The 11,668-nt window shown below is 74.2% G+C and carries 14 protein-coding genes; 5 read left to right on the top strand and 9 right to left on the bottom strand.

Going from position 1 to position 11,668, the window contains the following annotated elements:
- The first annotated feature begins 213 nt into the window (after positions 1-213).
- Together ACZ63J_RS03530 and ACZ63J_RS03525 are read left to right on the top strand one after the other, a co-directional pair.
- On the top strand, positions 214-681 hold the full coding sequence (locus ACZ63J_RS03530; RefSeq protein WP_465341140.1) for a CAP domain-containing protein: 468 nt from the start codon (positions 214-216) through the stop codon (positions 679-681).
- Positions 682-723: 42 nt separating this feature from the next.
- Complete coding sequence (locus tag ACZ63J_RS03525) at positions 724-2,166, top strand: serine/threonine-protein kinase (protein WP_465399919.1); 1,443 nt, start codon at positions 724-726, stop codon at positions 2,164-2,166.
- Here ACZ63J_RS03525 and ACZ63J_RS03520 read toward each other — a convergent pair.
- Complete coding sequence (locus ACZ63J_RS03520; RefSeq protein ID WP_465399920.1) at positions 2,156-3,073, bottom strand: DUF3800 domain-containing protein; 918 nt, start codon at positions 3,071-3,073, stop codon at positions 2,156-2,158. The two genes, ACZ63J_RS03525 and ACZ63J_RS03520, sit on opposite strands and share 11 nt — an antisense overlap.
- 179 nt (positions 3,074-3,252) lie before the next feature.
- Between ACZ63J_RS03520 and ACZ63J_RS03515 the strand changes: the two genes are divergently transcribed.
- Positions 3,253-4,806, top strand: a complete 1,554-nt coding sequence (locus ACZ63J_RS03515) for a hypothetical protein (protein WP_465399921.1) — start codon at positions 3,253-3,255, stop codon at positions 4,804-4,806.
- Here ACZ63J_RS03515 and ACZ63J_RS03510 read toward each other — a convergent pair.
- Genes ACZ63J_RS03510 through ACZ63J_RS03500 form a run of 3 tightly spaced genes read right to left on the bottom strand, consistent with a single transcriptional unit; the run spans position 4,803 to position 6,455 of the window.
- Complete coding sequence (locus tag ACZ63J_RS03510; RefSeq protein ID WP_465399922.1) at positions 4,803-5,225, bottom strand: Rieske (2Fe-2S) protein; 423 nt, start codon at positions 5,223-5,225, stop codon at positions 4,803-4,805. The genes ACZ63J_RS03515 and ACZ63J_RS03510 overlap by 4 nt on opposite strands.
- A gap of 13 nt (positions 5,226-5,238) precedes the next feature.
- Entirely contained in the window at positions 5,239-5,784 is a 546-nt protein-coding gene (locus ACZ63J_RS03505; protein WP_465399923.1) for a DUF6529 family protein, read from the bottom strand.
- Entirely contained in the window at positions 5,784-6,455 is a 672-nt protein-coding gene (locus tag ACZ63J_RS03500) for a hypothetical protein (protein WP_465399924.1), read from the bottom strand. The genes ACZ63J_RS03505 and ACZ63J_RS03500 overlap by 1 nt, the downstream gene beginning before the upstream one ends.
- Positions 6,456-6,586: 131 nt before the next feature.
- Between ACZ63J_RS03500 and ACZ63J_RS03495 the strand changes: the two genes are divergently transcribed.
- Positions 6,587-7,609, top strand: a complete 1,023-nt coding sequence (locus ACZ63J_RS03495) for an alpha/beta hydrolase (protein WP_465399925.1) — start codon at positions 6,587-6,589, stop codon at positions 7,607-7,609.
- A gap of 7 nt (positions 7,610-7,616) precedes the next feature.
- On the opposite strand, the gene ACZ63J_RS03490 is transcribed toward ACZ63J_RS03495, so the two are convergent.
- The gene (locus ACZ63J_RS03490) at positions 7,617-7,832 is read right to left on the bottom strand and encodes a hypothetical protein (protein ID WP_465399926.1); all 216 of its coding nucleotides are present in this window, start codon (positions 7,830-7,832) and stop codon (positions 7,617-7,619) included.
- Between the two features lie 167 nt (positions 7,833-7,999).
- On the opposite strand from ACZ63J_RS03490, the gene ACZ63J_RS03485 reads away from it, so the two are divergent.
- A complete protein-coding gene (locus ACZ63J_RS03485) occupies positions 8,000-8,863 on the top strand; it encodes an alpha/beta fold hydrolase (protein WP_465399927.1) in 864 nt (287 codons plus the stop codon).
- Here the strand turns inward: ACZ63J_RS03485 and ACZ63J_RS03480 are convergent.
- The 4 genes from ACZ63J_RS03480 to ACZ63J_RS03465 all read right to left on the bottom strand — a co-directional run bounded on the left by ACZ63J_RS03480 (position 8,824) and on the right by ACZ63J_RS03465 (position 11,271).
- Positions 8,824-9,162 (bottom strand): DoxX family protein, encoded by a 339-nt coding sequence (locus tag ACZ63J_RS03480; RefSeq protein ID WP_465399928.1) that lies wholly within the window; start codon positions 9,160-9,162, stop codon positions 8,824-8,826. The two genes, ACZ63J_RS03485 and ACZ63J_RS03480, sit on opposite strands and share 40 nt — an antisense overlap.
- Before the next feature lie 108 nt (positions 9,163-9,270).
- Positions 9,271-9,831 carry a GyrI-like domain-containing protein gene (locus ACZ63J_RS03475; protein ID WP_465399929.1) on the bottom strand — a complete coding sequence of 187 codons (561 nt, stop codon included), beginning with the start codon at positions 9,829-9,831 and terminating at the stop codon, positions 9,271-9,273.
- Positions 9,828-10,802, bottom strand: coding sequence for a non-homologous end-joining DNA ligase (gene ligD / locus ACZ63J_RS03470; protein WP_465399930.1), 975 nt, complete (start codon positions 10,800-10,802; stop codon positions 9,828-9,830). The genes ACZ63J_RS03475 and ligD overlap by 4 nt, the downstream gene beginning before the upstream one ends.
- Positions 10,803-10,851: 49 nt before the next feature.
- Positions 10,852-11,271, bottom strand: coding sequence for a DUF6292 family protein (locus tag ACZ63J_RS03465; RefSeq protein ID WP_465312122.1), 420 nt, complete (start codon positions 11,269-11,271; stop codon positions 10,852-10,854).
- Positions 11,272-11,668 lie beyond the last annotated feature (397 nt).

Below are 11,668 nucleotides of genomic sequence, written 5' to 3'. Positions count from 1 at the left end.
GTACGCACATGAGGCTGCACGTGCCGCGACACCGCGTTCACCGGCGGTTCCCGAAATTCGCCCGCCCGGCGAATCCCGCGCCCGTTCCCGGTGAATTCCCTCGACCCTCCGCACGCTCCGTACCAGCGGTTTCCTTCGCTCGGGCGCGTTTGGTCACCCGGGCAACCGGCGCAGTTTCCCGGTGTCGGAAAAACCGTCGAAGAGGAGGTCGTCATGTTCCGCGAAATCGTGGCCGGGAGTGCCGCCGCCGTCCTGGCGCTGCTCGTGCCGGCCCCGCCGGCGTCCGCCGCGGGGTCCTACCCCACGCAGGTGCTGCAGCTGACCAACGCCCAGCGCGTCCGGTTCGGGTGCGGGCCGCTCACCGCCGACCCGCTGCTCACCGCCGCGGCCGACGCGCACACCGCCGACATGGCGCGCTACCGGTACTTCAGCCACACCGGCCGGGACGGCGGCGACCCGTCGGCCCGGATCACCGCCGCCGGGTACCGGTGGCAGCGCTGGGCCGAGAACATCGCCGCCGGCCAGCGCACCCCCGAGCAGGTCGTGGAGAGCTGGATGAACAGCAAGGTGCACCGGGCCAACATCCTCGACTGCCGGCTGACCGAGCTGGGGGTGGGCTACACCGTCGACTCGGGCCGCCGGGCGTACTGGACGCAGGACTTCGGCACCCCGAAGGGATAGCGCCCGGTAACCTCCCTTCGCACGGGCAACGGAGGGAAACGCGTGAGCTGGCAGTTCGGCCCCTACCGCGTGGAGTCGCTGGTCGCCCGCGGGGGCATGGGCGAGGTCGTGCGGGCCTACGACACGCGTCACGACCGCGTTGTCGCCCTGAAGCTGCTCGCGCCCGAGTTCGCCGAGGACCGGGAGTTCCAGGAGCGGTTCCGGCGGGAGGCGCACGCGGTGGCGCGGCTGCGCGAGCCGCACGTGATCCCGATCCACGCCTACGGTGAGATCGACGGCCGGCTCTACCTCGACATGCGGCTGGTCGACGGCGAAGACCTCGGCGGGCGGCTCGCCGCGGGCGGCGCGCTCACCCCGGCCGAAGCGGTCGACGTCGTCGGGCAGGTCGCGCAGGCGCTGGCCGCCGCACACGCCGAGGGGCTGGTGCACCGCGACGTCAAGCCGTCGAACGTGCTCGTCGGCGCGACCGGGTTCGCTTACCTCGTCGACTTCGGCATCGCCCGCGCGGCCGGGCCCGCGACGGGGCTCACCGCGACCGGCGGCGCCGTCGGCACGCTCGACTACATGGCGCCCGAGCGGTTCACCGACGCGCCGGCCGACCACCGCGTCGACGTCTACTCGCTGGCCTGCGTGCTGCACCAGTGCCTGACCGGCAGCAAGCCCTTCGCCGCGTCGACGGCCGTGGCGCTGATCGGCGCGCACCTGCACCAGCCGCCGCCGCGGCCCAGCGCGCTGCGGCCCGGCCTGCCCGCCGCCTTCGACGACGTCATCGCGCGGGGCATGGCGAAGGACCCGGCCGAGCGGTTCGGCAGTGTGGCCGAGCTGGCCGAGGCCGCCCGCGCCGCGCTCGGCGGCACCAGCCCGGTCCCGGCCGCCGCTCCCCCGACCCGGCAGGCGACGCGGGTCGGCTCGGCTCCCGAGACGCCGCCGGCGACGGTGGTCCGGCGCGGGTCGAAGGCGCCGTGGCTGGTCGCCGCGGCCGCGCTGGCCGCGCTCCTCGCCGTCGTCGGCTGGTTCACCTTCCACGAGACCTCGACGCAGGCCGCGGCGTCGTCCAGCCCGGCGCCGTCGTCCTCGCCGAAGTCGACGGCGCCCGCACCGCCGGTGACCGCCGCACCGGTCACGACCACCCGGACGACCGTCGCCACCAGTATCGCGAGCAGTGCGGACCTCGGGCTCGCGACGGCGATGAGCACCCCGGCGTGCGACGGCTCGTTCGTCGTTGTGCTCGGCTCGGCCGTCACCCGGGCCCGCTACCGCGCCGACGTCCAGCAGTTACTGACCACGAACCCCGGCTCGGGGTACCTGCACGCGCCGACCACCGGCTGCGGCTCGCTGCGGCAGCGGCTCGACGGCGCCGACGTCTACGCGGTGTACGCCGGGCCGTTCGGCAGCAAGGAAGCCGCGTGCGCGCGACGAACCGGCGCCGCGTACGTCAAGCGGCTCGACAACACGTCTTCACCGGCGCAGGTGGTCAGCTGCTGACCGCGGCCCAGACGGACTCACGGTCCACAAAGGACCGCAGCAGGCCGGTCAACGCGGGGTCCCCGCGGCCGTTCAGCGCGTCGGAGGCGATCCGGCGGGCGACCCCGGCGAGGAAGTCCGCGACCTGGACCCGGGCGTCCGAGCGGGAGTCGACGAACCGGACGCCGGCCAGCCGGTGCCCGAGCCCGGCCTTGAGCTGCAGCACGCGCTCCGGGGTGAGGGCGAGCTGTTCGTCGTGCACGAGCGCGACCGGCGTGCCGCCGGCGCTCCAGTGGCGGACGGTGTGGACCACCGCGGGCACCAGCGGGTCCAGCACCGGCACGAGCCCCGGGTCGCTCGCCAGCCGGGCGCGGTAGGCGGCCACGCGCGCACCGCCGCCGCGGAACCGCGCGACGATCTCACCGGCCTCGCCGGGGATCGCGGCGAGCTCCTCGACCAGGGCGAAGAACTCCGCCGGTGACGCCGTCGGCCCGCGGCGCGGCTTCAGCCGCAGCACACTCGTGAACGCGGTCAGGAAGAACTCCCAGCGGGCGGCGCCGAAAGCGGCCGGGCCGGCGCGGTACAGCGTGCGCGCCACCGTGTCCGTGCCGTCCTCGGCCAGCAGCGTGACGGCGGCCCGCACGGCGAAGAGCGTCTTGTCGGTCAGGTGCACGTGCCCGCGGCCGGCGAGCGGGCCGGCCGGGTCGAGCAGCCACTCGAGGACCGCGCGGTGCTTGGCGCGGAGCAGGTGGTTGGCCTTGTACTCCTCGGCCGGCGAGCCGATGCGGCGGCGGATCTCCCGCACGCACGCGGCGGCCTCCGCCGACGTCAGCCGCACCCCGGCGTGGGCGAAGACGTCGGTCTCGCCGCCGAGGAGGTTTTCGCCCTCGGAGCCCGACTCGTCGCAGGCGATCTCGACCGGGCTCACCGGTCCGATGGTGCCAGACCGGCCCGCCGGTGGCGACCGGCTTACCGGCGCCGCCGTCCGTCCACGGTGAACTGCCGGGCGAACCGGGAAAGCGCAGGTCCGGTCACGGTTGGGCCACACCGGCTAACGACCATGAGCCCCCCGCGGACTGGGGAGGCACAGGGGTTTCGGGAGGCGTGATGGCCGCGAACGACACACGGGCCCGGCGCGCGCTCGTGGTGGCCGTGGCCGTGCTGCTGCTGGGTGGCGCGGGAGTCCTGGTCCACCAACGGCTTTCCGGCCGGTCGGCCGTGGCCGGCGGGACGCTCACCGTCGGCGGCGTCGAGGTCGTCGCGCCGGCGGGCACGCGCCTGTCGGCGGGCCCGGCGCCGGAGCCGGGTCTCGAGACGCCGATGACCCGCCGCGTCGGCAGCGGCGTCGAAGTGGCCTTCGAGGGCGGCAGGCCGCGAGTGCGGATCCCGCTCGTCGCCGCGCCGCCGCCGGGGTTCGTGCCCGTGCTCGTCACCGCGAACGGCTCCCGGCTCGTGCCCGCCGGGTACGACGCCGGGGGCATCGTCGCCGAGCTGGACCGGCCGGGCGCCTTCTGGGGCGGGCTGCTCGACCTCGCGGCGCTGGGCCGCAGCGGGGTGCCGGGCCCGGCGCCGCGACCGGACTGCGCGGGGCGGGCCGCGAGCTCCGCCGGGGTGACGGTCGGGATCGGCGCGGCGGATCCCCAGGCGCCGGTGCAGGCGTGCGTGACGGCCGCCGGTGGCCGCGCGAGTGTCACCCTGACCTCGAACGCGCGGGTGCCCTACCGGCTCGAAGTGCCGGCGGGCTGGCCGGAGCCGAGCGCCCGGACCGCGGCGGCGAGCACGTCCGCCGTGCAGCTGCTCGGGCGGCCACGCCAGCGGGAGCTGCTCTGGCCCGGCTCCGGCGTGACCTACGACGTGCCGTTCGGCCGGCTGCCGGCGAGCGTCCGCGGCACGGCCGAACCCGGTCCCGCGCTCGGGACGGCGCTCGCCACGGTGGCGCACCGCGTGGCCGCGCTGTTCGGCCTGGCCACCGGGCCCGAACCGGCGTCCGGGGTGCTGACCTGCGCCGCCGACACCGCCGCCGCCCGCTACTCCGCGGGCCGGCCGCTCGACGCCGTCGCGACCGAGGTGTGGGCCGCGCTCGAACCGTGCCACCCGGACGGCGGCGGTGTCGTGCGGCGGCTCCTCGCCGCCGGGATGGGGCCGGTGGCCGGCGGGTTCGCCGACGCGCTCGCCGGGCCCGCCGTCGAGATCCCGGTGACCACGAGCCGCTCGGCGCGGTTCACCCAGAACGTCGACTACCGGCCGTGGACCGGCACCCGCGTCACGACGGCGCTGCGGGTGACCGGGACCTGCGCCGCGGTGTCCGCGGTGTCCGGCCGCCACGACGCCTACCGCTGTTCGACCCGCGACAAGACCTACGACCCGTGCTTCGCCGGGACCGGCGCCCGGCCGCAGGTGCTCTGCCCGACGTCGGCGAGCAAGGCCGTGCTGCTGACCTACACCGGCGCGCTGCCGTCGCCGCCGGAGCCCGGCGGGACCGCCGATCCCTTCCTGCTCACGCTGGAAGGCGGCCTGGAGTGCGCCGCCGTCACCGGGAACGCGCCGCCGGGCGCCCGGTTCGCCTGCGCCGACGGCAAGACCTTCCTGCACGGCGAACCGGACACGTCGAGTCCCTTGTGGACGATCGACGCGGCGACCGTCGCGAAGGCCTACACCTAGGCCAGGGTGATCTTGCCGCCGGTGACGGTGACCTTCTTCTTCTCCAGTGGCTGCGACGCCGGGCCGTTCGCCACCGAGCCGTCGGCGATGGCGAACTTGCTGCCGTGGCACGGGCAGTTGATGGTGCCGTCGGCGACGGCGTCGACCGCGCAGCCCTGGTGGGTGCAGACCACCGAGAAGGCCGCGAAGGTGCCGGCCGCCGGCTGCGTGACCACCACCTGCTGCGCGGCGAACACCTTGCCCCCGCCGACCGGCACGTCGGCGGCGTCGCCGAGCGCGGGGCCGGCCGCGGGCGCCGGCGCGGCGGACGTCGAGGCCGAGGTGCCGCCGTACGTGCTGCACCCGGCGGCCAGGCCGGCGCCCAGGACCGCGAGGGCCGTCCGGCGCGCCAGCACCGGGTCCGTGTTGTCGTCGCGCAAGGTCGTCCTCCGCCTAGAAGGTCAAGCCGAATTGGGTGAAGAACCACAACGACGCGCTCAGCCACAGCCCGACCAGCGCGGTGAAGACCAGGCCACCGACCACCGGCAGCGACCACCCGGGGGCGCCGTCCTTGCGCAGCAGCAGCATCTTCGCGACGAACACGCCGTAGAAGAAGCAGCCCAGCAGCGAATGCAGCAGGACCCGCGTGTCGAACGACTGGAACCCGAGCGCGTAGAGGCAGTGCAGCGCCACCGGGATCGACACGAGGAAGGCCAGCCGGCCCGACCAGCGGTGCACCGGCGCGACCCACGCGGGGGTGGTGCGGCCGAGCTTGCCGTACATCGCCAGTGCCGAAACCAGCTGCACGAGCGCCAGCACGACGACGACCGTGGCGAGCCACGCCTTCACCGACTGCGGGCTGGAGAAGCCGGCGACGTTGATCGCGACCCCGGTCGGCGTGTGCAGGCTGCCGTAGACACCGAGCACCACCGAGACGACGGCGCCGACGGCCAGCGGGACCAGGAGCACCACCGCGGCGCGGTTGCCCGCCGTGGTCATCAGAAGTCCCCGTTCCCGGCCAGGCCGCTGACGGCTTCGGCGGTCACGGGCGCGCCGTCGACGGTCGCCGTGGCGGCGGCCGGGTCGAGCGCGGGCGCCGACGTCGAGTCCTCGTCCGTCGTGAGGATGCCGACCTGGCTGCCGTCGGGCTGCACGATCCAGCCGACCTTGCCCGCCTTGCCCTTCACCTTCGGCGTCGCGCGGTAGAGGCCCGCGGGTTTCTTCGCCGGGGGCGCGGAGAACTGCCAGGTCTTGCCGGCCGCCGTCACCGTGCCGGTGACCGCGGCGGTGTCGAAGCTGCCCGTCAGGCTGGCGTTCTTGGCGCCCTTGAGGTCGAGCTTCCCGCCGACCGTCACCCCCTGGAGCCAGGCTTCGACCTTCTTGCCGTCGCAGAGGTAAGCGATGGCGTGCCCGTCGCGCACCGACACCGCGACCGACGCGCCGCCGCCGGTGACGCGTCCGGCGTAGTCCGCTCGCGCGGGTGCTGCTTCTTGCTTCGGTGCTTCGGACGTCTTCGGCGGCGGCGCGGCCGTCGTGCTCGCGGCGCCGGCCGCGCTCGCGGCGCCGGCGACCGGCGCGACGCCCGTCCCCATCGCCAGGTTGGCGATCCCGATCCCGCCGGCGAGCACCACACCGGCGAGCAAGGTGAACAACGGCCCCGGATGTTTCATGATCTCCCCGCTTCTCCCTACCCACCACCGTGCTCGTAACACGAGGGTCGGGGCGGAACGGCTCAACGCTACGCGTGGAAAAGAGGTATCGCTTAGCCTCTGCAACCGGTGAGCCGTGGTTGACTGGGCGCATGCTGCCCTGGGACGGCGACCTCGCCGGCCGGCTCGACCGGCACACCGTCGACTCCGCGCTGTTGCGGGACAATCCGCTCGGCGACCCGCACGAGCGTCCGCTGTGGGTGTACGTGCCACCGGGGTACGACGACGGCGACCAGCGCTACCCCGCGGTATACGTCATCCAGGGGTACACCGGGCACCTGTCGATGTGGGCCAACCGGACGCCGTTCCGGCAGCCGTTCGTCGAGACGGCCGACGCGGTCTTCGCCGGCGGCACCCCCGGCTGCGTCGTCGTGTACGTGGACGCCTGGACCGCGTACGGCGGCTCGCAGTTCGTCGACTCGCCGGGCACCGGCCGCTACCACTCGTACCTCTGCGACGAGATCGTGCCCTGGGTCGACGAGCACTACCGCACGCTGCCCGACCGCGAGTCCCGCGCGATCACGGGCAAGTCGTCGGGCGGCTTCGGTGCGATGATCACGCCGATGCTGCGCCCGGACCTGTTCGGCGCACTGGCCACGCACGCGGGCGACGCGCTGTACGAGATGTGTTACGTCCCGGACTTCGGCAAGGCGGTCCGCGCGCTGCGCGAGTACGACCAGGACGTCGAGGCGTGGTGGGCGGACTTCCGCAGCCGCACGGCGTTCACCAAGCCCGAGGACTCGAACCTCCTGATGCTGTACGGCGTCGCGGCGTGCTTCTCGGCCACCGAGGACGGTACCCCGGAGCTGCCGTTCGACCCGGCGACCGGCGCGCTGCGGCCCGCGGTGTGGCAGCGCTGGCTGGACTGGGACCCGGTCCGGATGGTGCCGGACCACGCGGAGGCGATCCGTTCACTGCGCGCGGTGTGGATCGACGCGGGCACGAGTGACGAGTGGTACCTCGACCTGGGCGCGGAGGCGTTCCGGAACGCGGTGGCGGAGGTCGGCCTGCCGGAGGAGCGGGTGCGGTTCGAGCTGTTCGATGCCGGTCATGGGGGCATCGACTACCGGTATCCGCTGTCGTTGGCCTGGTTGGCGGAACGGCTGGCCCGCTGAGCCGGGCTCAGCCGCCGATCGCCTCGATCACCTGCGGGCGCTGGGCCAGCTGGCGAGGGTGCACCGGCACCTCGTCCGGCGCGGACTTGCCCTGCTGCCGCAGGTACCGCGCGAACCGGTTGAAGTTGGCCGGGTCGTAGTCCGCCGACCGCGGGTTGGCGTTGAACTCCGTGAAGAACTCGGCTTCCGCCCGTTTTCGTCGGTCAGCCGGGGATCGGTGCACGTCAGGTGGATCGACCGGTTCTCTTCGTCGTACCAGACGTTGAACGGGTACCGGTCCTCCCCCAGGATCGCGTAGTTCCCGGTGCTCATGGCGGCTCCCCTCGTGGTGGTGTGTGGTCTTCCGACGATCGGCGCCCGGGTTTTGTTACAGCCGCTAGGCTCGGCCGCATGGTGACCGAGACCGACGTCGTGCTGCCCGGCGGAGCCACCCTGCACGTCTACGACAGCGGCGGCCCGGCGCGGCTCACCGTGCTCTGGCACCACGGCACGCCCAACCTCGGCGCGCCGCCCGGGCCGTTGCTGCCGCTCGGCGAGCGGCTCGGGGTTCGCTGGATCTCCTACGACCGGCCCGCCTACGGCACTTCCACCCCCGCGCCCGGGCGGACCGTCGGGGACGCCGCCGGGTGGGCGACCGCCGTCGCCGATGCGCTCGGCGTCGGGAAGTTCGCCGTCATGGGGCATTCCGGGGGCAGCTCGCACGCCCTGGCCTGTGCCGCGCTGCTGCCGGATCGCGTTATCGCCGTCGCGAGCCTGGCCGCCGTCGCGCCCTTCGACGCCGAGGGGCTCGACTGGTTCGGGGGGATGGCCGCCGCCAGTGCCGCTTCGCTCGGCGCCGCCGTCGAAGGCCGCTCGGCCAAGGAAAAGCACGAGGCCGCCAGTGAGTTCGATCCGGACGTCTTCACCGAGGCCGACTTCGCCGCTCTGAAGGGTTCCTGGTCGTGGCTGGACGAGGTCGTCCAGCCCGCGCTCGCCGGCGGGCCGGACGGCCTGATCGACGACGACCTCGCCTACGTCGCGCCCTGGGGTGGCGACCCGGCCGCGATCACCGCGCCGGTCCTGCTGCTGCACGGCGAGGCGGACCGGATGATCCCGGCGACGCACAGCGCGTGGCTGGCCGGCGCCTGCCCGGACGCGGAGTTCCGGGCCACCGCCGGCGACGGGCACATCTCCGTGCTGGACCACGCCGCCGGCGCCCTCACCTGGCTCGCCGGTCACAGCAGCGCGAGCGAAGCGACCACCGGCGCCAGGTAGATCACCGGGAACGCCAGGTGCCCGTACGACCGGGCGCGGGCGACGGTGACGATGGCGCCGAGGAAGTACAGCACCAGGCCGATCGCCGCGGCGACGCCGATCGGCGGCACGAACAGGCCGACGACCAGCCCGACGGCGCCCGCCGCCTTCGCGGTGCCGAGCCACGGCCACCACGCCTCCGGCACGCCGTAGGAGGTGATCGGCTCGACGACCCACTTCGCGCGGGTGAACACCGAGACGGCGGAGAACCCGGCCAGTGCGGCGGCGACGAGGGTGACGATCAGGTATGCGGTCGACATCGGAGCTCCTCGGGAGATCGCGGGCGCCGGGGGTTCCGGCGCCGTCACCCCCTCGACTCCGGGGTCGGGACCGATGTGACAGCACTTCTCGTGACGGCGGTCACAGCGTCAGCCGGAGCACCGTTTCGCCGTGGTCGACCTCGCCCCGGAACCAGGGCTCGCCCCCCGGGTCGTCGCGGCGTGCTCCGGCGACCGGCGAACCGAACCGCTCCCGGCCCGGCACCAGCCGCACCGCTGTCGCGCGGGCTCCCCGACCGGCAGCCACAGCTCGATGTGGCCGTGCCGGCGGTAGAACTCCACGAGCGGCCGCGTCTCGTCCATCGGCGCCGCGCGCCGGAGCTCGGCCATCCCGCCGGCGATGTGCCGGTAGATCAGGTCCGGGTCGCCGACCAGGGTTCCGCGCAGGTACCAGCCGCCCGGCAGGACCCCGGTCCGCAGGCTGAGGGCTTCCGGCCGGTCACCGGTCTTGACCGGGGTGCACACGGTGTAGGTGCCCGCCCGTTCGTCGGCGCGGGCGAACATCCGGCGGCCGCGCAGGCCCACCGCCCGCTCGAACGCCGGCCAGAGCGCCTGGATCGCCGGCAGCTCGTCGGCGGTGGTCTGTTCCATGACCACGACGTCTTCGCGGCGGATGCGCGTGGGCGCGGCGCTCAGCACCGGCGAGCTCACGGGACGCGCACCTCGTCCGGGGTCCGGTCCGGCCGCAGCCCTCGCCACGCCGTGTGCCGCAACCGGCGGTCCGGCGTGATCCGGCGGTAAACCACCTCACCGACCAGTGACGGCTCCACCCACTTGGCTCCCAGTGCCCGGTCGCGCGGCAGCTCGGTCGCGAACGGGCTCGCGGTGCGGACCAGCGGCGCCAGCGCGTCGCTGAGGTGGTCGAGCGCCTCGTCGGTGAACCCCGTGCCGACGTCGCCGAGGTACACCAGCTCGCCGGCGTCGTCGAACGCGCCGAGCAGGAGCGCGCCGAACGTGCCCGCGCGGCGGCCTTCGCCGGCTCGCCAGCCGCCGACGACCACTTCGCACGTCTGCCTCAGCGCGTGTTTTGTCCACAGAGGTGAGCGCGCGCCGGGCAGGTACGGCGCGTCGAGGCGCTTTGCGACGACGCCTTCGATGCCGTGCTCGGCGGCCGTCGCCAGCAGCTGGTCCGGTGAGATGTCGGCCCGGGAGTACCAGGGCGGCACGACGAGCCGGCCGTCGGCGGGCCGGACCAGCTCGGCGAGCAGCTCGCGCCGCTGCTCGTACGGGAGCTCCAGCAGGGACTCGTTCCCGATCCGCAGCACGTCGAACGCGAAGTAGACGACCGGGACCTCGGCCTGCAGCTCCGGCGTCGGCGGGTGCATGGCGCGGCGCTGCATGAGCACGAACTCCGGGCGCCCGGCCTCGTTGAGCGCGACGACCTCGCCGTCGAGCACGGCCGCCTGGCCGCCGAGCGCCGCCCCGAACACGTCCCGCAGCTCGGGGTAGCGGTGCGTGTGGTCACTGCCGCTGCGGCTGGTGATCCGGGCCTCGCCGGTGTCGGCGACCCGGGCGCAGCCGCGGAAGCCGTCCCACTTCCACTCGTACCCGTGGCGGTCGTCGTCGGGCAGCGGCCCGTCGACGGCCAGCATCGCGGCCACCGCCGCCGGGATCGTCCCCATCCCCCACCTCCGCGCTCGACGTCCAGTGTGGAGGATCGGCGGCCGCGCGTCACCCGGCGGGCAGCAGCGGCAGGAGCTCCTGGTGGCTCCCGGCGCGGCGCAGCACCGGCGAACCCGGCCCGTCCGGCGCGAGGTCCCCGGCGCGCAGCGCGGCCAGGAACCGCACGATCACCCGCGGCGGTGGCAGGATGTCGGCCCCACCGAGGTAGGCCAGCACGATCATCTCCTCGCCGCACGCCGCCTCGACCGCGACCGCCCAGCCGTGCACCTCGTCCCACAGCAGCGCCACGTCGCGGTCGGGGAACCGGCGCAGCCGCCAGTCGACCGCGAGGTAGGCCGACACCGGGACGTCGACGTCCACGGTGCAGGACTCGAGGCCGAAGCCGAGCGCCCTGGCCACCTCGCCGAGGTAGGCGCGCAGGCCGCGCTGGAACCAGAACTCGAGATCGGTGTCGATCAGGCCGGACACCCGTTTCCTTTCTTCGCACCGGAACGCCGGCCGCGCGCCCTGCCGGCCGGAAGAGCAGGATCGGCCGAGCGCGCATTCGACAAGAATGGCGACCGTCGCGAGAACAATGTCTCCGGCCACCGCGGCGGCCGTGCTCCGCTCACCGGCGAACGCGGTGAGCGTGAACAGCTTGCGGCGATCGGAGACCCGTCCTGACGGTTTACGCGTAGACCGTACCCACTTCGTCCAGCTTGCCGCACAACGGAAAGATCGTCCAGCGGCGAGCCGTGCACCGGCACACGCCGTCTGCACGTGCAACAGTCCACTGAGGACGATCAAACCGCCTGGTCCCGACCCCGCCCCGGCAATTCGCCCGGAAACCGCGGGCGCCGCGCCGGGAACCGGCCGGGATTCACCG

The sequence above is a fragment of the Amycolatopsis sp. NPDC104863 genome (assembly GCF_055582965.1).
The sequence above is the reverse complement of the archived record's forward strand: the minus strand, read 5'-3'. Positions and strand labels throughout refer to the sequence as shown.